Below are 21747 nucleotides of genomic sequence, written 5' to 3' on the forward strand. Positions count from 1 at the left end.
AGGCGCGAAGCATCCGGCCTTGCGGCCAGTCACGTTGCAAATGTCTTCCCCTGTCGGTTCCGGCGGTCTCTAGCGGACTGCTCGGATGCCAAATTCACGCCGTTGCCCGGCGTCGTCTTGTCGTTTCGCGCACCGGATTTTGTCTTCCGCCACGCACGGTCGGTTTTGGCCGGCCGATCTCCTCGCCACCGGCTCCTCCGCCGGCATTTTTCCGGCTGACGTCAGCCGGCCAGATGTCCTTCAGCACGCGCCAGCGCGGCGCGCTGTTCGGTTCGCGCGGCAAGCGCGTCTTCCAGCGTCACCGGAACGAAGCGCGCCGGGGTGTGCGGCTGGAGCTGGGCGATAAGGTCCATGTCGGCCGATATCACCACGCCCAGCATCATGTACCCGCCACCCGAAACCGCGTCCCGGTGAAGAACGATCGGCTCCGTGCCACTCGGCACCTGGACGGATCCGTAGGGATAGCAGGCATCGACGATGTTCGAGGGGTCGGAGCCCGCACCGAAAGGCTGCTCGCGCTCGACGAACTCCAGCGGCGTCCCGCCCCGGAAGCGATAGCCGATGCGGTCGGCTTCGGGCGCGACCTTCCAGGTTTCCTCAAAGAACCGATTGCCGGCAGCCTCGGTGATCCGATGCCAGTACATCCCGGGAAGCATTCTGAGTTCCGCCGGACTATTGCCCGCGCGGCGCAGATTTGCAGGCAGTGAAAGACCGGCTTTGCCGGAACCTTCGCCGAGGGGAAGCTCATCACCCGCCTTCAGCGTGCGGCCCTGATGGCCGCCGAGTGCGCCCAGAATGTAAGTCGAGCGCGAACCGAGAACCACGGGTACGTCGATGCCGCCGGAGACGGCCAGATAAGCGCGCGCGCCGCCCTTGAGGAAGCCGAAGGAAAGCCGGTCACCGGCCTTCACCGGAAAACTTTCCCAGGTCGGCCGCTCCTCGCCATTGAGTTTGGGGGGGAGTTCTCCGCCGGTGACGGCGACGACCGCGGATTGGGTGAATTCGAGTTCGGGGCCCATGAAGGTGGCTTCGAGCACCGCGGCACCCGGATTGTTGCCGACAAGCAGGTTTGCGATGCGTGTGGCAAAGCGGTCCATGCCGCCGCCTTCGGGAATGCCGACATGATAGTGGCCTGGTCGACCAAGGTCCTGCACGGAAGTGGAGAGGCCGGGAGAGATTACCTTAACGGCCATTGATAAGCTCCATCAGCTTTGCATTGGTGCCGTAAATATCGCTGTTGAAGTCCTTCAGGCTGAAGGTGCACTCGCGAACCGTCGGCTGCCACCGATTGGCTTCAATTTCCTCCAGCGTGGCGTCGTAGTCATCGCGGCCAATGGCCTTGAACTTGACGATGTCGCCTGGCTTGAACAGGCACATGTCATCGGAGAGGTAGCGCACCTTCCTGGTCGGGTCGTAGATCGGGGCCGGGGTTATGCCATACATCTGGTAGCCGCCAGCGCCGCGTACTGAATAGATCGCTGCGAAGCAGCCGCCATGGCCAATGGTGAGCTTGGGAGTGTCGGTGCGTGGACGCAAGTATTTCGGCGCCTGAATCTGTTTCTTGCGCTCAACCATCTGGTACAGGAAGGGCAGTCCGGCGACGAAGCCGACCATCGATACGAACCAGGGCTGGCCGGAATAGGCCTCGATAAATTCTTCCACCGTGGCGTAGCCGTTGATGCGGGCCGAATATTCAAGATCGGTGGAGGAGGGGTCCTGATGGCGCTCGCGGAAGCGCAAGCAGGTTTCACGCGTCCATGGATCCTGGAAATAAACCGGCAGTTCGATGATCCGGGTCTTCAGCACCGGGTCCGCCTTCGAGGCCGCCTCTTCCATCGACTTCAGTTCGCTGAGCAAATCCTGCGGCTTGACGATGTCGGGGTTGAAGCGAATCTGGAAGCTGGCGTTGGCAGGGCAGATCTCGGTGACACCTCGGATGCCTGCCGTACGCACCGCGTTCGTCATCGAAAGGCCGGTAAAGAAGGAGGTGAGCGACATTTCCTCGGACACCTCGCCGAAGATATGTTCGTCACCGCCGAAGTTGAATCGTATCGACATCGGTCCTCCTTAACCCGCCAAAGCTGCGGCGTTTTCGATGAGCCAGCCTTCCAGCCAGCGGGTATGCACGTCTCCCGCCCGCACCGCCGGATCGGCGGCCAGCGCAAGAAACAGCGGCTTGGTGGTCTTGAGCCCGCCGATCTTCAACTCGTTGAGCGCGCGGATCAGGCGCACTATCGCCGCCTCGCGCGTCTCTGCATGCACGATCAGCTTGGCAAGCAGCGAGTCATAAAAGGGCGGCACCTGATAGCCTTGGTAAAGCATCGAATCGAAGCGTACGCCCGGACCGCCGGGAATGCGAAGCTCGGCCACTTGCCCCGGGAATGGAGCGAACTCCTTCGCCGGGTCTTCGGCATTGAGCCGGACTTCGATCGCATGCCCCTTGACGGAGACATCGCCTTGCCGGATCCGCAGCTTCTCGCCGCCGGCGATGCGAAGCATCTCCGCAACGAGGTCGATGCCGGTGATCGCTTCGGTGACCGGGTGCTCGACCTGGATACGGGTGTTCATCTCGATGAAGTAAAAGCGATCTGCTTCATCGTCATAAAGATACTCTACCGTGCCGGCACCAGAGTATTTGACCGCCTTGGCCAAAGCGACCGCCGAAGCGCAGAGCTCCTCGCGCAGCCTGTCTGAAAGTGCGCGCGACGGCGCCTCCTCCCAAACCTTCTGGCGTCGCCGCTGCAGTGAGCACTCCCGCTCGTAGCAGTGGATGGCATCGCTTCCGTCTGCCAGCACCTGCACCTCGATATGGCGGGCCTTGCCGATCACCTTTTCCATGTAGAGGCCACCGTCGCCAAAGGCGGCGAGGGCTTCTGCTTTGGCTTGAGGAAAGGCTTGTTCGAACTCGGCGAGCGAGTTGGCGATGCGGATGCCCCGCCCACCGCCGCCTGCCGCCGCCTTGATCATCACCGGAAAACCGGTTGCGGTCAGCACCTCGTGGCCAGCCTTGAGGCCCTCGACCCGGCCAGCCGAGCCAGGCACCACAGGGACACCTGCAGCGGCGGCGGCGGATCGCGCCGAGACCTTGTCTCCCATCATCCGGATCGCATCTCCCGACGGGCCGACGAAGACCAATCCAGCGCCTGTGACCGCGTCGGAAAACGCGGCATTCTCGGCAAGGAACCCATAGCCTGGATGAACGCTGTCGCAACCGGTGTCGCGGGCAGCCTTCAGAATTGCTTCGACATTGAGATAGGACTTCTTTGCCGCTGGTGGGCCGATGTTGACCGCTTCGTCCGCAAGCTGGACGTGGAGCGACTCGGCGTCTGCGGCCGAATACACCGCCACGGTGGTGATCCCCAAATCTTGCGCGGCCCGGATGATCCTGACCGCTATCTCGCCCCGGTTGGCAACCAGAAGCTTTTTCAGCATCAGTCGAGATCCGCAATAGGTGCGCCGGCCATGATGGGGTCTTCATTGTCGGCAATGAAGCGGATGTTCGTACCGGCCGTCTCGGCCCTCACTTCGTGGAACGACTTCATCACTTCGATGAGACCGATTACGTCTCCGGCGGAAACCGCGTCGCCATCCGCCTTGTAGGGCGGCTGGTCTGGCGAAGCGCTGCGATAGAAGGTGCCGGGAAGAGGCGAAAGAATCTGGGCCATAAAAAGCTCCGGAAAACTGCGGACAGATTAATTTGGAACCGCCCGCGCGGGCGGGTTCGGTCGAGTTCAGTGCCAGGGGGCGATTGCGGTGCGCACGGCTCTGGCTATTTCGATGGCGTTCGGCGTATCGGAATGCACGCAGATGGTTTCGCAGCGTACGGGGAAGAAACTGCCGTCCTCTGCCGTGCCCTCGCCCTCCCTGATGGCGCGTACGCACCGCTCGGCCATCTCTGCGGGGTCCTTGGCGTCATGAACGCGTGTCAAGATCAGCTTGCCGGAGGCATCGTAGTCGAGATCGGCATAGAACTCGGCGACGAATGGGATACCGCGCTCTTGATAGATCTTCTCATGCAGGGTGCCCGTCATGCCGAAGAGGGGTACGCCGAAAACCTCTGCCGCGTCACACACGCCATGGGCGATTGCCTCCTGCTGCATGGCCATGAAGTAAAGGCTGCCATGCGGCTTGATGTGGTGGAGTTCCACACCCTCGGCCTTGAGGAAGCCGGCAAGCGCTCCCACCTGGTAAATGATGGTGTTCCTGACTTCTTCGCGGGTCATCCGCATCTCGCGCCGGCCGAAACCCTGAATGTCGGGCAAGCCTGGATGGGCGCCGATCTTGACGCCACTCGCCTTGGCGCTGCGGACGGCGGCGTGCATGTGATCCGGATCAGAAGCGTGGAAACCACAGGCGACATTGGCAACGTCGATGATGGGCATCATGCCCATATCATCGCCAACCTTGTAGAGGCCAAAGCTTTCGCCCATGTCGCAGTTTAGCGTCACCGCCATCGCATTGTTACCCCTCGAACCTGCCGTCTTTGCGGCGTTGCAGCATTTTTTGCGCATGCGAAGGCGTTTGTGAAATAGTAGTTTATTGATTGTCATATCAAAAAAACAGATAATGGTTCTGGGCCGGAGCGCACCATGACCATCACCTTGAAACAGCTTGATTATTTTATCGCGACCGCCGAGAGCGGACAGGTCAGTCATGCTGCGGTGGAACTCAACATCTCGCAATCGGCGGTCACTGCGGCGATAAAGACGCTTGAGGCTGACCTGGGCGTACGGCTTTTGGAGCGTAACCACGCTGGCGTAAGATTGACGATGGAGGGCGCGCGGTTTCTTGAACATGCGCGGGTTATCACCGGGGCCGTCGCTGCCGCCGTCCGAAGCCCGTTGCGCGATAGGAAAGGCCTGGCGGGCAAGCTGCGGCTGGGCATGACCTACACGGTCGTCGGCTACTACATGTCGCGCCACTACGCCCGGTTTCGAAAGACCTATCCCGAGATCGAGGTCGAGGTGCTGGAACTGCCCCGAGACGCTCTCGAAAGCGGGTTGATGTGCGGGGACATCGACATGGCCGTGATGCTGGTGTCGAACCTGGAGCACACCAAGGAGTTGGCGCAGGAGGTCTTGATGCGGTCGAACCGCCGGCTCTGGCTTTCGGCTGATCATCACCTGCTCGCGCGACAGGAAATCAGCCTCACCGATGTGGCGGCGGAAGATTATGTCATGCTGACGGTTGACGAGGCACGTACGACGGCCGCCCGTTACTGGGATGCCGCGGGGCTTTCGCTCCGCGCCGTCCTTACCACCAGTTCGGTCGAGGCCGTGCGGTCGCTCGTGGCTGCCGGCATGGGGGTCACTGTCCTGTCCGACATGGTTTACCGCCCCTGGTCCTTGGAGGGGCAGCGCATCGAAGTGCGCGGGCTTGTCGAGCCCATCCCCACTATGGATGTCGGCCTGGCCTGGTCGCGTGACAGATCAATCGAACCGGCAGCGGCGGCCTTCCGGGCCTTCATGTCCGTGACCATGGGCGGCGGCGGCTAACCGCCTGCCGTCAGGCAGGCGCTATGGCACAGGCTTGGAATGGTGGCGACGACGCGGATGCCGAACGGTGCGAGTTCCACGGCCATGGCCCGGGTGGCGGCAATCGCCCAGCCCTTGAAGCATTGCACCAAGTCAAATTCGGGCGAGGCGAGACGCCGCCGTTGGCGATCCGGTCGAACATCTCTTCGTCCATCGTCTCGAGCGCCAGGGCGGCTGGGCCACGCCGGCATTGTTGACCAGTATGTCGAGACCGCCAAAGGCCGAGCGGGCCAGGTCTGCCGCCGCTTCGAGCTTGCGAGTGTCGAGAGGTCGCCAGTGATTGGCCGCTCATTTCGCCGATTTCGGCAGCAACGCGGGCCGCGGCGGCCTCATCCCGGTCCATCAACACGGCCCGCGCACCTTCGGTGACGAATTTCCTGACGATGCCTTCGCCAAATCCCGAACCGCCGCCAGCGACGATGGCGACCTTGCCAGCAAGTCTCATATCTGTTCCTCCATTGACGCCACCATCGGGGAAGTCGGGTACATTGCACAGTCCGATTATCTGAACGCCCTTTTAGCTTTCCTTGTTTGAGGTCGACCGGCGTGGGAGGCATAGTCACCACGGATTGTGAGGAGGAAGGGATGACGCTGAATTTCGACCCGCGGGCGAAGGCCACGGCGCTCTACCATGGCGAATTCCGGCCGATGTTCGTCGGCGGCAAGTGGATTCCGGCACAGTCCGGCCAGGAGATGCAGGCGTTCAACCCAGCGACTGGCGAAGTGCTGGCCACCGTGCCGCGTGGCTCGGCGGCCGACGTCGATGCGGCGGTGGCCGCTGCGCGCACGGCTTTCGAAGGGCCATGGTCAAAATTCTCGCCCTATGAGCGGCAGTGCGTGCTTCTGCGCATCGCCGATCTCTTCGAGACCCATTGGGAAGAGCTCAGCGTTTCGGACACTCTCGACATGGGGCTGCCGATCACGCGCACGCTCGTCAACCGGCGGCGCGTCATCGGCATGCTGCGCTTCTATGCGGGCATGGCGACCGCGCTGCATGGCGAATCCATAGACAATTCGATCCCCGGCGAGATCGTCAGCTTCACAAGGCGCGAGCCGGTGGGCGTTGTCGGCGCGATCATCCCCTGGAATGCTCCGACCGCCGCTTCGATCTGGAAGATCGCGCCGGCGCTCGCCACCGGCTGCACGATCGTGCTGAAGCCCTCGGAGGATGCCTCGTTGACGCCGCTGCTGATCGCCAGGCTGATGCAGGAAGCCGGCGTTCCCGACGGCGTCGTCAACGTCGTCACCGGCACCGGGGCGGAGGCCGGTGCGCGGCTCGCTGAACATCCCGACGTCAACAAGATCGTCTTCACCGGCTCGACGCTGACCGGCCAGGCCATCGCGCGGGCGAGCGTGACCAACCTCAAGCGCGTTTCCCTGGAACTCGGCGGCAAATCGCCGATCATCGTCTGCCGGGATGCCGACATCGACAAGGCGGTTCCTGTCGCCGCGATGGCGGTGTTCGTTCATTCGGGCCAGATCTGCATCGCCGGATCGCGGCTGTTCGTGGCGCGCGAGATCCATGACGAATTCGTGCGCCGGGTAGCCGAGTTTGCCGGCAGGCTTCGCATCGGCCATGGCATCGAGGCGGAAACCGAAATCGGCCCGCTCATCAATGCCAGGCAGGCCGGCAAGGTGGTGGGCTATATCAAGGCCGGCCGCGACGAAGGCGCGGAACTGATAGCGGGCGGCTCGCGACTGACCGGCGAGATCTACGACGGCGGCAATTTCATCGCGCCGACTGTCTTCGGCGCGGTGTCGGACAAGATGACCATCGCGCGTGAAGAAATCTTCGGTCCGGTGATTTCGGCGATGCCGTTCGACACGCTCGACGAAGCCGTTGCGCGGGCCAATGCGACGCCCTACGGCCTGGCCGCCGGCATTTTCACCAGTCATCTGGGCACCGCCCACAAGCTCGCCCGCCGCATCAAGGCCGGCTCGGTGTGGGTCAACATGTACCACGCCATCGACCCGGCGGTGCCGTTCGGCGGCATGAAGATGTCCGGCTACGGCCGCGAGGGCGGCATCGAACATCTGCATGAATATCTGGAGACCAAGTCGATCTGGATCCAGACCGACTGAGCGTGCGATGATATTCAGGTGAGGCCGGACTGCCAATGGCGGCGTTCGCAACGCACCATTCTCGGCGCTCGTGCAAGGTGCCTGTCCGAAGGCGCGATGTTCAGTTTGCCAGTTCGCGCAAATTTGTGCGGATGAGGCCCATCAGCTGTTCGGAGAAAGAGTGGTGCACATAGCCCCGCGCGGTGATGATGCCGACTGAGCATGGTCGATCGGCTCCGCCCGCATGCAGTGTGGAGAAAGAGGATGAGGAATCGTCGGTTGTGTCCTCTGCCGGATTTCACCTGCCGCAAAGCTCAGCCCGATGCCGGTAGCGTGCCGCGATCCCGTGACGGTACTTTCTTGAGTGACGGGAGTGTCTGGCCCGGCAGTCAAGCGGCTCTGCTTTCCCCAGCTTCCGTCCTATAGGCCGTTTCCCTCGATCATCGCCATCAGGCAATCGCCAGATTGTGTGCCGCTGATGCCCAGATCACGCACGCTGTTCATGTGGTTTCGGTCATTCAGGCGGAGGTCGCAGACAAGGTGCCCCTGCGCGCGCAAGCGCTTTCCGAAGTCGGCGGCCTGCTGGTGAAAAGGTGACGTTTCCTGATCTCCGACGAGAATGGTCGCTGCCGTCTCCGGGTCATGCCACCGCGTCATTGGGGTGAAGACAGCTGCCTCCTCATCGGTGATTCCGATTAGCGGCTGGAGGAAGGACGTCTGAAGGGGCTTGAGGTCGTAAAGGCCGCCTAGCAGCAGCGCCGCACGTATGCGTGATGGCATTGGCGTCTTTTCAAACAGGAATGTGGCCAGGTGCGCACCCGCCGAATGACCACTTACGCTTAGCCGGGCAGGGTCGCCGCCATGGTCGACGATATGGTCCAGCACCCATTGTTTGGCACGCCGGACCTGGCCGACGATTGCCGCCATCCTGAACTCGGGCATCAGCGCATAGTCGACGATGACCGCGATCGCCCCAGCTTTGGTGACTGTGTTTGCTACATAAGAATAGTCGCTCCTGGAGAACATGCGCCAGTAGCCGCCATGGATGAAGATGTGCACGGGAAGATCCCTGCGCGCGCCGGGCGGAAAGAACAGGTCCAACCTCTCGGCCTCGCCCTCGCCATAGGCGATATCAGCCGATATCGGCAGGGTCGCCCGGGTTTCGGCGCTGCGAGTCACTATGTCGGCCACGATATCGTCAAAATCGGCCACATGGTCGCGCGTGCGGAAAGGGTCCTTTGACATGACTGCCGGTTCAGAAGGTGACGGCAATATATTTAGCCTCCATGAACTCGGCGATGCCGTGGTGCTGGCCGCCTTCGCGGCCAAGGCCACTCTGCTTGACGCCTCCGAATGGTGCGGCCGGATCCGACATCAGTCCTCGGTTGAGACCGATCATGCCGGCCTCGATCCCCGACGCCACCCGCATGCCGCGTCCAACATCGCGTGTGTATATATAAGCGGCCAGGCCATATTCCGTGTTGTTAGCATGTGCGATCGCCTCGGCCTCGGTGTCGAAGCGTGTGATGGGTGCCACCGGGCCGAAAATCTCCTCGTGCGCCATCTCCGCATCGGGCGGCACATCGGACAGCACTGTGGGCGGATAGAAGAATCCTTCTTCCTCCGAAATCGCCCCGCCGCAAAGCACCTTGGCTCCCCGGCCCACGGCGTCCTTGACCAGGCGGTCGATCTTGTCGACAGCCTTTCTGGTGATCATCGGCCCGCATTCGGTGTCGGCATTCGGACCCGCCCCCACCTTAAGTGCCGCCATGCGCTTGCGGAGCCCGTCGGCAAAAGCATCATGGATTCCTGATTGCACGTAGAGGCGATTGGCGGCGGTGCAGGCTTCGCCGGCGTTGCGCATCTTGGCGATCATCGCGCCGTCGAGGGCGGCGTCGAGATCGGCATCGTCGAAGACGACAAACGGGGCATTGCCGCCGAGTTCCATCGAACAGGAAATGACATGCTTTGAAGCCTCGCCGAGCAAGGTTCGGCCCACGCCCGTCGACCCCGTGAAGGACAGCTTCCTGACGCGCGGATCGGCGAGCATGGCCGAAGTCAGCGGCCCGGGACTGGTCGTGGTCAGCACGTTGACGACACCGGCAGGCACGCCGGCTTCGCTGTAGAGTGCCGCCAGCGCATAGGCCGTCAGCGGTGTTTCACTTGCCGGCTTCAGGACGACAGTGCAGCCTGCCGCCAGCGCCGGCGCGATCTTGCGGGTCGCCATAGCGGCCGGAAAATTCCACGGGGTGATCAGCACGCAAATTCCGATCGGCTCATAATCGACCACGATGCGATTGCTGCCGGAGGGCGCGGTGCCGAACTCGCCGGTGATGCGGACCGCTTCCTCAGCATTCCAACGGAAGAACTCGGCTGCATAGGCTACCTCGCCGCGCGCGTCGCGCAGCGCCTTGCCATTCTCCAGGGAAATCAGCATGGCAAGCGTTTCGGAGCGTTCGACCATGAGCTCAAAACAGCGCCGAAGGATTTCCGAGCGTTTGCGCGGCGCCGTCTCCCGCCATCCCTTAGCTGCTTTGGCCGCGGCCTCGACGGCGGCGGTGGCGTCCTCGACTGCCGCATCGGGAACCGCCGCGATCACCGCCCCGGAGGAGGGATCGACAACATCGATGAGCCGACCGTCGGAGGACGGTCGCCAAGTACCGTCGATGTAGAGTCCGTGTGAAAAACCGCGCACGTCATAGCCATCCTGGTCGAGCTGCTGAGCGTTCAAATTCATCGCTTTGTTCCGTTTTCACATAACGCAGGCGGCGAGGTCGCCGTCATGGGCAGCCTGAACGAGGCGTCGCATCGTGCCGAGATCGAAGGCACGCGGATTGTTCTTGATCAGGCGGTCGATGCCGAGCGCTTGCTCGGCGGTCCAGTCAAGCTTATCGGCAGGGAGGCCTAGATCCGCCAGTGTTGGCGTAATGCCGATCGCCGCGAACAATCGCCTGATCTCCTCGATTGTGGCGGCTGCCATCTGGGCGGTGGTTCTCGCCTTCGTCTCCAAGCCAAGTGCCGCGCCGATCTCTGCCATCTCGTCAGCGGCGACGCGGCTGTTATAGGTCATTACGTAAGGCATCATTGTCGCCACGCCCAAACCATGGGCGGTGTGGGTGAGGGCGCCTGCCGGATATTGCACGGCATGCGCCGCCGCCGTGCCGGCAGTGCCGAATGCGCAGCCCGCTGCCAGAGCGCCCATCATGACATCGGCACGCGCGTCGGCATCGGCGCCGTCGCTGCAGGCTTTCTCCAGACTCCGGCCAAGCAGTTTTATCGCGAGCAACGCGAAATGGTCGGTCAGGTCAGTCTTGCCGATGAAGACATGCTGTTGCGGCAGATTGGGGTCTTCACCGCGCCGCATGGCGGTGAAGGCCTCGATCGCATGGGTCAAAGCGTCAGCGCCGGCGATCGCGGTCAGGCCAGGGGGGCAGGTCATTGTCAGTTCGGGGTCGCACAGGGCGACTGCGGCGATAAGGTGAGGGCTCGATATGCCGACCTTGAGCGTCCGGTCCGGGTCGGAAATCACCGCGACCGGCGTCACCTCGGAGCCGGTGCCGGCCGTGGTGGGTACGGCGATCAGCGGCAGCGTCGGACCCGGCACCTTGAACTCCCCGTAATAGTCCTGGAGCTTGCCGCCATGGCTGAGAAGCAGCGTGGTGCATTTGGCGAAATCGAGACAGCTGCCGCCGCCGATGCCGATCACCATGTCCGGTCTGAACCCCTTCGCTTCCTCGACACAGATGCCGACCGTGTCGCGTGGCACGTCGGGCAGAACGCGGTCATGCACAAGGACTTCGATCGAGGCTGATTGAAGGGACTTGATGATGTCGACGAATACCGTTGTGCCCGCGAAACGCTCATCGGTGCAGACCAGCGCACGTTGGCCGAACCGGGCGGCGACCGTCGGCAGCACATGGCGCTGCCCTTTCCCGAACAGGATTTCACGCGGCAACCGCAGGGCGGCGAAGAGGGTCATGATCGGTCCTTTGACGGCGGCTGACTGGAAACGGAGGCATTGAACTGGGCTTGGGATCGGACGGTCTAAGCGCGTGTCTCTCGCCCCTAAAACATATCCGCTTTAAAATCGTATAGGATATAGGATTGCATCGACGGAACCATCGTGTTAGCAGTCCTGACTGTCAAGAGGCAAAATATGCACACCGCAAACTTACCCGACCCAAGCGACGCCACCATTGGAGTTGGTCGCATCAAGCGCGCCAACAGTCTCGTCGAAGATGTCTATGAAGCCATCTTCGCGCAGTTGATGGCGCTGAAAATCCCGCCAGGCTCACGTATTACAGTCGATAGCCTGGTCAAGGAATTCAACGTCTCGCACACGCCGATCCGCGAAGCCCTTGGCCGGCTCGAAGGCGAAGGCCTCGTCCTCAAGACGCATTTGATCGGTTATCGTGCTGCACCCCAGATCACCCGGCGCCGTTTCGACGAATTGTACGAAATGCGTCTGCTGCTCGAACCGCATGGCGCCGCAAAGGCCGCCGTAATGATGGACGAGGCCAAGTTCAATGTGTTGCTCGAAGCCGCCGGCGTGATGTCACGCCGCGACGGCAAGGATGATCGCGTACGCTATTCGAACTTCGCCAGGCAGGATGCGATCTTCCACGACAAGATCTTGGAGTTTTCTCAAAACGAACTCATCCGAGAGACGTTGGGCCACCAGCACACGCACTTCCACATCTTCCGCCTGATGTTTCATGCACGTGTGACCGAGGAGGCACTTGACGAACATGAGGCGATTCTTGCCGCGTTCGGCTCTGCCGATCCCGATGCCGCCGCAAAGGCGATGCGCATCCATATAGAGCACTCGCGCGATCGCCTGCTCCCGGCATTCGATTGAGGTCGGAACGGATGTCCATTGCCGCTAATATCGCCGGGGAGGGCGGGAGCACGTTGTCCAGCAATGCGCATGGTTCGCTCGAACCGGTGCTGCGCGCCCAGCAATTGTCCAAGCAATACGGCCCGGTGACGGTGTTGTCGGACGTCACTTTGGACATCCTGCCCGGTGAGGTCCACGCCATCATTGGCGAGAACGGTGCCGGCAAGTCGACGTTGATGCGGCTGCTGTCCGGCTATGTCGAGCCAAGCCATGGCACATTGTCGATGAACGGACACGCGGTGAAATTTGCCAAGCCCAGCCAGGCACAGGATGCCGGTATCGCCTTGGTCCATCAGGAGATCCTGCTCGCCGAGGGGCTCACGGTCACCGATAATCTGTTTCTCGGGCGAGAGCTTTCGCGCGGCCATGTCGTGGATGACCGCACCATGCGCCGGCTGGCGGCCGAGAAACTGGCGCAGATCGGTTGCGTGGTCTCGCCAAGTGCACTGGTGCGCGACGTCTCGCTGGCAGACCGGCAGATGGTGCAGATCGCTCGCGCTCTGCTTGACGACTATAAATTGGTTATCTTCGACGAGCCGACCGCCGTTCTGACCGGTGGCGAGGTCGAGCGCCTGCTGGAGATCGTCCTGCGACTGAAGGCTCACGGCACCGCCGTGCTGTATATCAGCCACCGGTTGGACGAGGTGCAACGGGTGGCCGACAAGGTGACCGTTCTGCGCGACGGCAAGATGGTCGGCACCTATCCCGGCAAGACGCTGAGCCAGATGGATATGGCGCGGATGATGGTCGGTCGCGAACTGGCCGCCCTCTATCCTGAAAGGACCTCAGCGCCTTCGGATGTACCGATGCTGAGCGTGAGGAACGCCTCCGTTCCCGGCTATGCGGAGGACGTGTCGTTCACGGTCCACAAAGGCGAGATCCTCGGGTTCGCCGGCATGGTCGGCGCAGGTCGAACCGAACTCTTCGAGGGCATTATCGGCCTGCGCCCGGCGGCCGCCAAGGTCGAACTTGAGGGCAAGTCGATCCATTTCCAATCGCCGCGCGCGGCGATCGACGCCGGCGTCGGTTACCTGACCGAGGATCGCAAGGGCAAGGGACTGCTGCTGCAGGAGCGCCTGGCGCCTAACCTGACGCTGTCGGCGCTCGGTGTGTTCCATCGGGGCCTCTCGATGGGTCGGCGCCGCGAAGCGGAGGCCTTGGAACAGGCCGTGGAGGCATATGACATCAGGCTGAAGAGTCTCGGCGCCAAAGCGGGCCAGCTTTCCGGGGGCAATCAGCAGAAGCTGCTGCTGGCGAAGGTGCTGCTGACCGATCCTTCGGTGGTCATTATCGACGAGCCCACGCGTGGCATCGACATCGCCAACAAGGCGCAGATCTATGCCTTCATCCAGGAGCTTGTGGCCAAGGGCAAGGCCTGCATCGTCATCTCTTCGGAGATGCAGGAACTGATCGGCATCTGCGACCGCATCCTGGTGATGCGCGAAGGCCGCATCACCGGCGAGGTCAGCGGCGCCGAAATGACCGAAAGCAACGTGGCGGTACTGGCGACCAGTGGCCCCAAGCCAGGGCCAAAAGCCAAGGGAGGCACAGAATGGCTGTCATGACCGAATCCGCACCCAGGCGTCGCCCCCTGGATCTCAATGTCAGTTGGACCGACATCGGGCCCTTCCTTGCGCTGGCGGCCCTCCTGGTCGTGGGTTACCTCATCAACCCCGATTTCCTGTCCGCCACCAATCTCGCCAACGTCATCACCCGCAGCGCCTTCATCGCCATTATCGCGGTCGGCGCGACATTTGTGATCTCGTCCGGCGGGCTCGATCTTTCCGTCGGCTCGATGGCCGCCTTCATCACCGGCATCACCATCATGTTCATGAACACGGTGGCGCCGCATGCCGGTATCTGGGCTATTCCCGCCGGCATGGCGGTGGCGATCCTGGTCGGCCTGCTGTGCGGGCTTGCCAACGGCCTCATCGTCACGGTCGGCAGGATCGAACCATTTATCGCCACGCTGGGCACGATGGGGATTTTCCGGGCGCTGATAACCTATCTGACCGACGGCGGCACGATACCGATCGACCGGTCGCTGCGCGAGGCCTACCGGCCTGTCTATTTCGGCACGGTTGCCGGCATCCCGGTTCCAATCCTCATATCCGTCGCCGTCGCCGCGGTCGCATCCTTCATCCTGTACAAAATGAAATACGGCCGTAAATGCGCGGCGGTCGGCGCCAATGAGGATGTCGCCCGCTATTCCGGCATCTCGGTGATCAGGACACGGACCGTCGCCTATATCGTCCAGGGTGTCTGCGTGGCCATTGCCGCGATCTGCTACGTGCCGCGCCTGGGCGCCGCGACGCCGACGACCGGACAGCTTTGGGAACTGCAGGTCATCACAGCCGTGGTGATTGGCGGCACCGCGCTGCGCGGCGGCAAGGGCCATGTGTGGGGGACGGTCGCCGGCGCCGTCATCCTGGAGCTCATCGCCAACCTCATGGTGCTGTCGGACTTCGTCTCGGAATACCTCGTTGCCGCTGTTCAGGGCGTCATCATCATCATCGCCATGCTCATCCAGCGGTTTTCGAATTCGAAATAGCGCCGCGTCCGGACCACGCGGATTAACGTTCTTGTAGGTCCAAGGGAGAAGACAATGTTCGATAGAAAATGGATTGCGGCGGCGGCACTTGGCGCGCTGCTGCTGGCCGGTCAGGCCATGGCGCAAGACAAGAAGGTCATCGCGGTGTCGATACCGGCAGCCGACCACGGTTGGACGGCGGGCATCGTCTATCACGCACAGGCGGCGGCCAAGGAAATCAACGCCGCGTTCCCGAACGTCGAAGTGGTCGTGAAGACGTCGCCGTCCGCGGCGGAGCAGGTCAGCGCGCTTGAGGACCTGTCGGCCAGCCGCAAGTTGGACGCTTTGGTGATCCTGCCTTACAGCTCGGAAGAGCTGACTCAGCCGGTCAAGGCTATCAAGGACATGGGCACGTTCATCACCGTCGTCGATCGCGGTCTGACTGACGCCTCCGTCCAGGATCTTTACCTCGCCGGCGACAATATCGCGGTTGGCACCAACACAGCCAAGTTCATGATCGATAAGCTCGGCGGCAAGGGCGACGTCGTTGTGCTGCGCGGCATTCCGACCGTCATCGACGACGAGCGCATCAAGGGCTTCCAGGACACGATCAAGGGTACGAACCTGAAAGTCCTCGACATCCAGTACGCGCATTGGAACAGCGACGAGGCCTTCAAGCTGATGCAGGACTATTTGGCCAAGTACCCCCATATCGATGCGGTCTGGGCCAATGACGACGACATGCTGCTTGGCGTGCTCGAAGCGGTCAAGCAATCGGGCCGGACCGATATCAAGCTGGCGCTCGGTGGCAACGGCATGAAGGACATCGTCAAGAAGGTGATCGACGGCGACGCCATGACGCCGGTCGAGACGCCATATCCGCCGTCGATGATCAAGACCGCGATCTACATGACCGTCGCCAACCTGATCGGCCAGGCACCCGTCCGTGGCACCGTCAAGCTCGACGCGCCGTTGATCACCCAAGCCAACGCCAAGGAATACTATTTCCCCGACTCGCCATTCTAACCCTATCCGATTTCACCGAAAGGCAGGGCGCGGTCTGCGCCTTGCCTAGCTCAAACACTGAGAGGAAGAGCCATGCCAGGCAAGAAGATACTGATGCTGACCGGTGAGTTCACCGAAGAATACGAAATCTTTGTCTACCAGCAAGCGATGGAAGCCGTCGGTCACACCATCCACGTGGTATGCCCAGACAAGAACGCCGGAGATCTGATCAAGACCTCGCTGCACGACTTCGAGGGCGACCAGACCTACACCGAAAAGCTCGGCCACTATGCGCTGATCAACAAGACTTTCTCGGAAGCCGAGAGGCAGCTCGATCAATATCATGCCGTCTACTGCGCGGGCGGCCGCGGCCCGGAATACATCCGCACCGACAAGCGCGTGCAGGCGATCGTGCGCCATTTCCACGAGGCCAAGAAGCCGATCTTCACCATCTGCCACGGTGTGCAGATCCTGATCGCTGTTGACGGCGTGGTGCGTGGCAAGAAGGTCGCAGCACTCGGCGCCTGCGAGCCTGAGGTGACACTGGCGGGTGGCACCTATATCGACCTGTCGCCGACCGAGGCCTATGTGGACGGGACAATGGTTTCTGCCAAAGGCTGGACGGCGCTTGCTGCGTTCATCCGCGAATGTTTGAAGGTGCTGGGAACGGAAATCCGCCACGCATAAGCTTCTGGAACCGACGCATTTCGCCAAGGGATGCGTCGGTTGCTTTCAACAGCGCCTCCATATCCATAAATTCGGTCGGGATCGCGGCTCCCGAGCACAACGATATAGGCGAGATGCTCAAGGATCGCCGCCTGGTTACGCCGCTTTTCGTCCTTCTTGTTTCACTGATCGCGGCAGTGCTGTTCGACATGCTGGCGCGCGGCGTTGTTTCAGCGTCCGGATTAGAGGTCGTGTCGTCGACCGTGCGGCCCGTCGTCGCCCCGAGGCCATCACGCTCGGTGCCGAGGCCCGGTGAACAAGTTCTCATAAAACCTTCTGACAGCCGTTCGATCGGCGCTCAGGCGCGACGTCACCATGAAAGCGTGATGCGCCTCAGTTCAGACCTGCGTCAGTGAATATGGCATCGCGGATAACGAATAGTCCCTGACGTCCGGGTTGGTCATCGGCCTGACGAAAAGAACGGCGTCTAGGAACGATTCCGGCCGGCTGCCGTTGCCTAACATTAGATATCTCTTATGGAAGTTGCGAAATGCCGCTGTGTCAGAATCTATGCCCTCTTGAAATGACATTCAAATGTCCACGTTGCGGATTGGCTTTGCTGAAACCCGGGCGCTGGTTTCAGGTTGCATCCAAATATCGCTGCGAGGGGTGTCACAGCGAAATCCGGATTACTTATCCCGACAAGATTGCACTATTCCAGAAGTATGGGGCTTCGCAACGCGAGGGTCCATCTCCGCCAAAGCATAGCTCAGTCCTGACCAAGTCATTCAGCGGCTAGGCCATGGTCCTGCCAGGGGCAGTCTGAACGCTGACTGCCGGCGGTAGTGTTGCCTGTTGCATGGAACGAAATCCGTTCCTTGCGGTTGGAGTTCATGCCTCCAGCTACACGCAATTGAGCCGGCCATGCCCTGCAGTCAGGAGCAGTGATGCAAACATACCTGGTAGAGCAAATGGAAGGGGACGACGTAGTTGCGGCGAGTAATGTCAATGCGTCCAGCCCGTTCACGGCGGCGACTATATCAACAGGACGCCAAGTTACCCTGCGGACATGGGAAAACAATTGGGTTCGTGTCACGGATGAGCTTGGAGGGGAAGTATTCGCATACTGCTTCGTTTCAGGCGCCGGCGAAGCGGACAGCAGCGCACAGCCCGACACCTCGGTAAGGTAGCCCCGCAGCCTTAGCGGGCGCAGGCTGGCATATTCAACTTCGAACGATTCAAGTGATCAAGACCGCCTCGCGCATCATCCGAATGATTGATGAAAAGATCATGCCGCGGGGCGATAAGCGGCAACAATCCTAACGTGGGGCCCTTATGTCTCTGGCGCATTTAGAATCTTCGAGGGCGATTCGAACGGTGCAGACTGACTACCAACCGGTGGTCTCTTGTCGATGGTCAAAAGTTCCCGATCATGCTCTTGACGAGGGCGGGCCCGTTCTACGTCTGCATCAACGGATGGGAACTGGCTTCGTCGACATTCCGGTCTTTGATCACCTGAGGGAAATCGCCGGGCATTATTCCGAAAAATTAGCCGCCAGCGACGGCACCAACCGACTGACCTATTCCGAGCTTTTTCGGGCGGTCGAGGCCTTGGCCAGCCGGATTGAAGCCGTCGTTCCCGATGGAAATGCGGTTGGAATACTTCAGGCCAACTCGGTCTGGTACACCGTTGCGATGCTGGCCAGCATGGCATCCGGTCGACCGTCAGTACCGCTTAACGTGCGAGATCCGGACTCGCGCATCAACGAAATCGTCGCCGACGCGCGGCTCTCCGCCATAATTGGCGACAAAGGCATCCACGGCCTTGATCTGCCCCAGCACGTTGCCCGGATCGAGATAGCGCAATCGTTGCAGGCAACGCTTCGTCCAGCTGAACACCGTACCGTTTCTGTCGATGCACCGGCAATCGTGCTTTATACCTCCGGCAGCACGGGCCGCCCCAAGGGGATTGTCAACAGCCAGCGGAGCTTGCTGTGCCGAGTGCAGCAATATGTCGACGCCTGCCACATCAATGCGCAGGATGTTTTCCTGCCCCTGACCGGCCCGGCAACCATCGCCGGTTGCCGGGAAATCCTTGCTGCTCTTCTTACGGGTGCTACGTTGCAGCTTGTGGAGGTCGAAGCCGTCGGCCTGCGCGCGGTTCGCGGCCGCATGCAATCGGAATGCGTGACGATCACGTATCTGGTGCCGGCATTGCTTCGCGCTCTCCTGGCGGATGAGCCTGCGGACGCCTTTGGTTCACTCAGGGTTGCCCGAATTGGAGGCGAGAAGGTGTCCTCGGCCGACATCCGCCTGGTGCGCAAGGCTGTCCCGCCAACTTGCCTGGTGCAGATCGGCTATTCATCGACGGAAACGACTGGGTCGCAGTGGTTCTTGCCGCACGATTGGCCGGAATTCGATTCCTCAGCTCCCGTCGGTTGGCTGCTTCCGGGAATCAGCTTCGCAATTGTCGATGAAGAGGGTTACCCGGTTCAGCCCGGCAAGATCGGAGAACTGTTGATCAGAAGCCCGTATGTCGCACTCGGATATTGGGAAAACGGGGCAGTCGTTCCGTTTGAAATAGATCCCGCCGATCAGACGCTTCGTATCTTTGCAACGGGCGATCTTGTGCAAATTGGGAGTGATGGCCTGTTGCGGATCATCGGTCGCAAAGGGCGCCAGATAAAGGTCAATGGGCGGCGCGTTGAGCCGGCCGAACTCGAACGGGTTCTGCGTGGCGCGCCGTCGGTGAAGGATGCCGTGGTTATCGTCACCCCGGCGAATGAACTGGTTGCGTTCGCCGTCCCGCACGGCGGGGCGGGAGCCAGTTTTTGCGACGAGCTGCGCCAACTTGCCAGGACAAAATTGCCGCCGGCGCTTTGCCCGCTGCGGCTCCATGCAAGCGCCGAGATACCGCGGCTGGCCAGCGGAAAGATCGATATGGCAATGCTGGCTGCAATCGACCTTTCGGTGCGGGAAACAACGCCCCCACCGCAAATCGCCCATGCGGGAAATGAAGTTCCTGCTCATCAGATCGTACGGCGTGCCTGGACCAAGGTCCTTAAAACGCGGGTCGCACTGGGGTGCTGGGATGAAGCGGGGGGAGATTCGCTGAAGCTGCTGCATTGCGTGATGGAAATCGAAAGCGCGATCGGGCAAGAGCTCGGATTGGAAGCCTTCACGGTTGGAATGAGCTTCGATGAGATGGTTGCAGCGGTCATTTCCGCTCAAGGAGGCGGAGAGCACGCGCCCGCCTGGAAACACGAGCCTCCGCTGCTTTTCCTTTTCCCCGGGTCGGTCGGCTATGGTCCGAGCCTTGCTTCGTTCGCATCAGCAATAAGCAAGGTCGCCAGGGTGTCTCCCATCAGATATCCGGCCCTGGGCATGATCCTGCAAGGTCAGAACACTGTCGCCGCAATGGTCGAAGCTGCAATTGATCATATCAACCGCGTGCAGCCGACCGGCTGTGTTCGCCTGCTTGGCCACTCGCTCGGAGGAGCGGTCGCTTTTGAGGTTGCCGCGCGTCTGCTTGATCAAGGGCGAGCGGTAGCGTTCACGGGCATTCTGGATACCAGCCTGGTTGGCGAGCGCAGCAAGCGTTGGGAGACCATTACCCGGACATTTCACCGGATCCGAACCAATCGTATATCGGCTAGTCGGGTGGCGTGTCGCGCGCTCGCCAAGGTCGCGGTCAAAATGCACTGCGAATCCCGGCTTGCCGGCTTCCTCGACCGCTATGCCGAGGGTCAGTTCAATCCGACGAGCTTCAGAACCAAACTGGAACTGCAGGAGGTTCTGCGGGCGCGGGCCTTCTTCCAATGGCTGACAGAACCTAGGCCGATACTGCCGATCACCGGCACCTTGTTCCGTTGCGCGCGGCCCGGAATGCCCCTTGCACTCGGGTGGGATCGGGCATTCGTCCATCTGGACGTCATTCCGATCGCCGGCACCCACATCGACATGGTCGTGGAGCCTCATCTGACCGTCAATCGCCCACTCATCGAAAACGCTGTGACCGAGACCTACTCTTCAATCGAGTCACGCAAACAGGAGGCAGTGTCATCGACCTGATCGGCGAATTCAGCAGCGATGTGCTGGCGCTCGATGCCCGGCTGGAGATCGATCGCATCGTCGAGACTTTGCGCGAACAGGTTCTCGGCACACAACGGCGTCGCGGAGTGGTCGTCGGGCTCTCCGGAGGCATCGACAGTTCGGTCGTCGCAACGGTGTGCGCACGGGCGTTCGGAAAGTACAAGGTACTGGGCCTGTTCATGCCGGAGCGCGATTCGTCAGGCGACTCGTTGAGGCTTGGCCGCAGCGTCGCTGGGCAGCTTGGCATCGACACCATCCTTGAAGATATCGAGCCGGCGCTCGAAGGCATTGGCGCCTACGCCCGACAGATCGAGGCCATCCGAACTGCCGTCCCTGGATATGGCGAAGGCTGGAAATGCAAGCTGGTCATGGCATCGGTGCTGGAGAGCAGCGGCCTCAATATCACGCGCCTTACGGTCGAGGATCCGGACGGAAAGATCGACACCGTGCGTCTGTCGCCGGCGGCTTACCTGCAGATCGTCGCTGCTACCAACTACAAGCAGCGGGTTCGCAAGATGACCGAATATTATCATGCGGACCGCCTCAACTATGCAGTGGCAGGCACGCCAAACCGGCTCGAATACGACCAGGGCTTCTTCGTCAAGCAGGGCGACGGCGTCGCCGATGTGATGCCTATCGTCCATCTCTACAAGACCCAGGTTTACCAGCTGGCGGAATATCTCGGGATTGACACGGAGGTCCGAACAAGGCCGCCGACCACGGACACGTTTTCCATGGCGCAAACCCAGGAGGAGTTCTACTTCGCCTTGCCCTATCAGTTGATGGATTTGTGCCTCTACGGCATGAATCACGGAATTTCGGCCGGCGCGGTCGCCGCCGCCGCCGGCCTCACGGCCGAGCAGGTCGAGAAGGTCTATAAGGATATCGTCAGCAAACGCCGCGCCGCACGCTACCTTCACGCACGGCCGCAGCTGTCCGCTGCGATGGACAGGGATTGACCC

At 61.4% G+C, this 21747-nt stretch carries 20 protein-coding genes; 11 read left to right on the forward strand and 9 right to left on the reverse strand.

Annotated features, from left to right (window positions below; translation table 11 throughout):
• Nucleotides 1-221: 221 nt before the first annotated feature.
• The 5 genes from NKI99_RS05685 to NKI99_RS05705 form a co-directional block, all read right to left on the reverse strand.
• Nucleotides 222-1193: a 5-oxoprolinase subunit C family protein gene (locus NKI99_RS05685; protein WP_023808979.1), complete on the reverse strand. Its 972-nt coding sequence runs from the start codon at nucleotides 1191-1193 to the stop codon at nucleotides 222-224.
• On the reverse strand, nucleotides 1183-2058 hold the full coding sequence (locus tag NKI99_RS05690) for a 5-oxoprolinase subunit B family protein (RefSeq protein WP_128302548.1): 876 nt from the start codon (nucleotides 2056-2058) through the stop codon (nucleotides 1183-1185). Before NKI99_RS05690 ends, NKI99_RS05685 begins: the two co-directional genes overlap by 11 nt.
• A 9-nt stretch (nucleotides 2059-2067) precedes the next feature.
• A complete protein-coding gene (locus NKI99_RS05695; RefSeq protein ID WP_128302547.1) occupies nucleotides 2068-3432 on the reverse strand; it encodes an acetyl-CoA carboxylase biotin carboxylase subunit in 1365 nt (454 codons plus the stop codon).
• A complete protein-coding gene (locus NKI99_RS05700; RefSeq protein ID WP_013533152.1) occupies nucleotides 3432-3665 on the reverse strand; it encodes an acetyl-CoA carboxylase in 234 nt (77 codons plus the stop codon). Before NKI99_RS05700 ends, NKI99_RS05695 begins: the two co-directional genes overlap by 1 nt.
• A 66-nt stretch (nucleotides 3666-3731) precedes the next feature.
• Complete coding sequence (locus NKI99_RS05705; RefSeq protein WP_127255327.1) at nucleotides 3732-4454, reverse strand: LamB/YcsF family protein; 723 nt, start codon at nucleotides 4452-4454, stop codon at nucleotides 3732-3734.
• A 135-nt stretch (nucleotides 4455-4589) separates the two neighbouring features.
• Here NKI99_RS05705 and NKI99_RS05710 point away from each other — a divergent pair, with 135 nt between their 5' ends.
• Nucleotides 4590-5495 carry a LysR family transcriptional regulator gene (locus NKI99_RS05710; RefSeq protein WP_127294331.1) on the forward strand — a complete coding sequence of 302 codons (906 nt, stop codon included), beginning with the start codon at nucleotides 4590-4592 and terminating at the stop codon, nucleotides 5493-5495.
• 10 nt (nucleotides 5496-5505) lie between these two features.
• Here NKI99_RS05710 and NKI99_RS05715 read toward each other — a convergent pair whose 3' ends face one another.
• Entirely contained in the window at nucleotides 5506-5919 is a 414-nt protein-coding gene (locus NKI99_RS05715) for a Rossmann-fold NAD(P)-binding domain-containing protein (RefSeq protein ID WP_352610109.1), read from the reverse strand.
• On the opposite strand from NKI99_RS05715, the gene NKI99_RS05720 reads away from it, so the two are divergent.
• Together NKI99_RS05720 and NKI99_RS05725 are read left to right on the forward strand one after the other, a co-directional pair.
• A complete protein-coding gene (locus NKI99_RS05720; protein ID WP_352610114.1) occupies nucleotides 5815-6069 on the forward strand; it encodes a hypothetical protein in 255 nt (84 codons plus the stop codon). The two genes, NKI99_RS05715 and NKI99_RS05720, sit on opposite strands and share 105 nt — an antisense overlap.
• Nucleotides 6070-6119: 50 nt before the next feature.
• A complete protein-coding gene (locus NKI99_RS05725; protein ID WP_352610073.1) occupies nucleotides 6120-7616 on the forward strand; it encodes an aldehyde dehydrogenase family protein in 1497 nt (498 codons plus the stop codon).
• 399 nt (nucleotides 7617-8015) lie between these two features.
• Here the strand turns inward: NKI99_RS05725 and NKI99_RS05730 are convergent, their stop codons facing one another.
• The 3 genes from NKI99_RS05730 to NKI99_RS05740 are packed head-to-tail and all read right to left on the reverse strand — an operon-like array spanning nucleotide 8016 to nucleotide 11574.
• Nucleotides 8016-8840, reverse strand: coding sequence for an alpha/beta hydrolase (locus NKI99_RS05730; RefSeq protein WP_352610111.1), 825 nt, complete (start codon nucleotides 8838-8840; stop codon nucleotides 8016-8018).
• 10 nt (nucleotides 8841-8850) lie between these two features.
• Entirely contained in the window at nucleotides 8851-10332 is a 1482-nt protein-coding gene (locus tag NKI99_RS05735) for an NAD-dependent succinate-semialdehyde dehydrogenase (protein ID WP_352610075.1), read from the reverse strand.
• Nucleotides 10333-10347: 15 nt separating this feature from the next.
• Nucleotides 10348-11574 carry an iron-containing alcohol dehydrogenase gene (locus NKI99_RS05740; protein WP_352440671.1) on the reverse strand — a complete coding sequence of 409 codons (1227 nt, stop codon included), beginning with the start codon at nucleotides 11572-11574 and terminating at the stop codon, nucleotides 10348-10350.
• Nucleotides 11575-11751: 177 nt separating this feature from the next.
• Between NKI99_RS05740 and NKI99_RS05745 the strand changes: the two genes are divergently transcribed.
• From NKI99_RS05745 to nadE, 8 genes are all read left to right on the forward strand, one after another.
• Nucleotides 11752-12453, forward strand: coding sequence for a GntR family transcriptional regulator (locus NKI99_RS05745; RefSeq protein ID WP_352610078.1), 702 nt, complete (start codon nucleotides 11752-11754; stop codon nucleotides 12451-12453).
• 11 nt (nucleotides 12454-12464) lie between these two features.
• A complete protein-coding gene (locus NKI99_RS05750) occupies nucleotides 12465-14057 on the forward strand; it encodes a sugar ABC transporter ATP-binding protein (RefSeq protein ID WP_352610080.1) in 1593 nt (530 codons plus the stop codon).
• The gene (locus tag NKI99_RS05755; RefSeq protein ID WP_352610112.1) at nucleotides 14054-15043 is read left to right on the forward strand and encodes an ABC transporter permease; all 990 of its coding nucleotides are present in this window, start codon (nucleotides 14054-14056) and stop codon (nucleotides 15041-15043) included. Before NKI99_RS05750 ends, NKI99_RS05755 begins: the two co-directional genes overlap by 4 nt.
• 54 nt (nucleotides 15044-15097) lie before the next feature.
• Entirely contained in the window at nucleotides 15098-16048 is a 951-nt protein-coding gene (locus NKI99_RS05760; protein ID WP_352610082.1) for a substrate-binding domain-containing protein, read from the forward strand.
• Nucleotides 16049-16120: 72 nt separating this feature from the next.
• Complete coding sequence (locus NKI99_RS05765; RefSeq protein WP_013533129.1) at nucleotides 16121-16714, forward strand: DJ-1/PfpI family protein; 594 nt, start codon at nucleotides 16121-16123, stop codon at nucleotides 16712-16714.
• Nucleotides 16715-16827: 113 nt separating this feature from the next.
• The gene (locus tag NKI99_RS05770) at nucleotides 16828-17109 is read left to right on the forward strand and encodes a hypothetical protein (RefSeq protein ID WP_352610084.1); all 282 of its coding nucleotides are present in this window, start codon (nucleotides 16828-16830) and stop codon (nucleotides 17107-17109) included.
• A gap of 919 nt (nucleotides 17110-18028) precedes the next feature.
• Complete coding sequence (locus NKI99_RS05775) at nucleotides 18029-20764, forward strand: AMP-binding protein (RefSeq protein WP_502895789.1); 2736 nt, start codon at nucleotides 18029-18031, stop codon at nucleotides 20762-20764.
• On the forward strand, nucleotides 20761-21744 hold the full coding sequence (gene nadE, locus NKI99_RS05780; protein WP_032908690.1) for an NAD(+) synthase: 984 nt from the start codon (nucleotides 20761-20763) through the stop codon (nucleotides 21742-21744). Before NKI99_RS05775 ends, nadE begins: the two co-directional genes overlap by 4 nt.
• Nucleotides 21745-21747 lie beyond the last annotated feature (3 nt).

The organism is Mesorhizobium sp. M0239, from assembly GCF_040321815.1.
Classification (GTDB): domain Bacteria; phylum Pseudomonadota; class Alphaproteobacteria; order Rhizobiales; family Rhizobiaceae; genus Mesorhizobium.

What these genes read in the sequence shown, in the direction of transcription:
- NKI99_RS05685 (WP_023808979.1), bottom strand. Translation starts at nt 1,193, where the DNA reads ATGGCCGTTAAGGTAATCTCTCCCGGCCTCTCCACTTCCGTGCAGGAC.
- NKI99_RS05690 (WP_128302548.1), bottom strand. Translation starts at nt 2,058, where the DNA reads ATGTCGATACGATTCAACTTCGGCGGTGACGAACATATCTTCGGCGAG.
- NKI99_RS05695 (WP_128302547.1), bottom strand. Translation starts at nt 3,432, where the DNA reads ATGCTGAAAAAGCTTCTGGTTGCCAACCGGGGCGAGATAGCGGTCAGG.
- NKI99_RS05700 (WP_013533152.1), bottom strand. Translation starts at nt 3,665, where the DNA reads ATGGCCCAGATTCTTTCGCCTCTTCCCGGCACCTTCTATCGCAGCGCT.
- NKI99_RS05705 (WP_127255327.1), bottom strand. Translation starts at nt 4,454, where the DNA reads ATGGCGGTGACGCTAAACTGCGACATGGGCGAAAGCTTTGGCCTCTAC.
- NKI99_RS05710 (WP_127294331.1), top strand. Translation starts at nt 4,590, where the DNA reads ATGACCATCACCTTGAAACAGCTTGATTATTTTATCGCGACCGCCGAG.
- NKI99_RS05725 (WP_352610073.1), top strand. Translation starts at nt 6,120, where the DNA reads ATGACGCTGAATTTCGACCCGCGGGCGAAGGCCACGGCGCTCTACCAT.
- NKI99_RS05730 (WP_352610111.1), bottom strand. Translation starts at nt 8,840, where the DNA reads ATGTCAAAGGACCCTTTCCGCACGCGCGACCATGTGGCCGATTTTGAC.
- NKI99_RS05735 (WP_352610075.1), bottom strand. Translation starts at nt 10,332, where the DNA reads ATGAATTTGAACGCTCAGCAGCTCGACCAGGATGGCTATGACGTGCGC.
- NKI99_RS05740 (WP_352440671.1), bottom strand. Translation starts at nt 11,574, where the DNA reads ATGACCCTCTTCGCCGCCCTGCGGTTGCCGCGTGAAATCCTGTTCGGG.
- NKI99_RS05745 (WP_352610078.1), top strand. Translation starts at nt 11,752, where the DNA reads ATGCACACCGCAAACTTACCCGACCCAAGCGACGCCACCATTGGAGTT.
- NKI99_RS05750 (WP_352610080.1), top strand. Translation starts at nt 12,465, where the DNA reads ATGTCCATTGCCGCTAATATCGCCGGGGAGGGCGGGAGCACGTTGTCC.
- NKI99_RS05755 (WP_352610112.1), top strand. Translation starts at nt 14,054, where the DNA reads ATGACCGAATCCGCACCCAGGCGTCGCCCCCTGGATCTCAATGTCAGT.
- NKI99_RS05760 (WP_352610082.1), top strand. Translation starts at nt 15,098, where the DNA reads ATGTTCGATAGAAAATGGATTGCGGCGGCGGCACTTGGCGCGCTGCTG.
- NKI99_RS05765 (WP_013533129.1), top strand. Translation starts at nt 16,121, where the DNA reads ATGCCAGGCAAGAAGATACTGATGCTGACCGGTGAGTTCACCGAAGAA.
- NKI99_RS05770 (WP_352610084.1), top strand. Translation starts at nt 16,828, where the DNA reads ATGCTCAAGGATCGCCGCCTGGTTACGCCGCTTTTCGTCCTTCTTGTT.
- NKI99_RS05775 (WP_502895789.1), top strand. Translation starts at nt 18,029, where the DNA reads ATGTCTCTGGCGCATTTAGAATCTTCGAGGGCGATTCGAACGGTGCAG.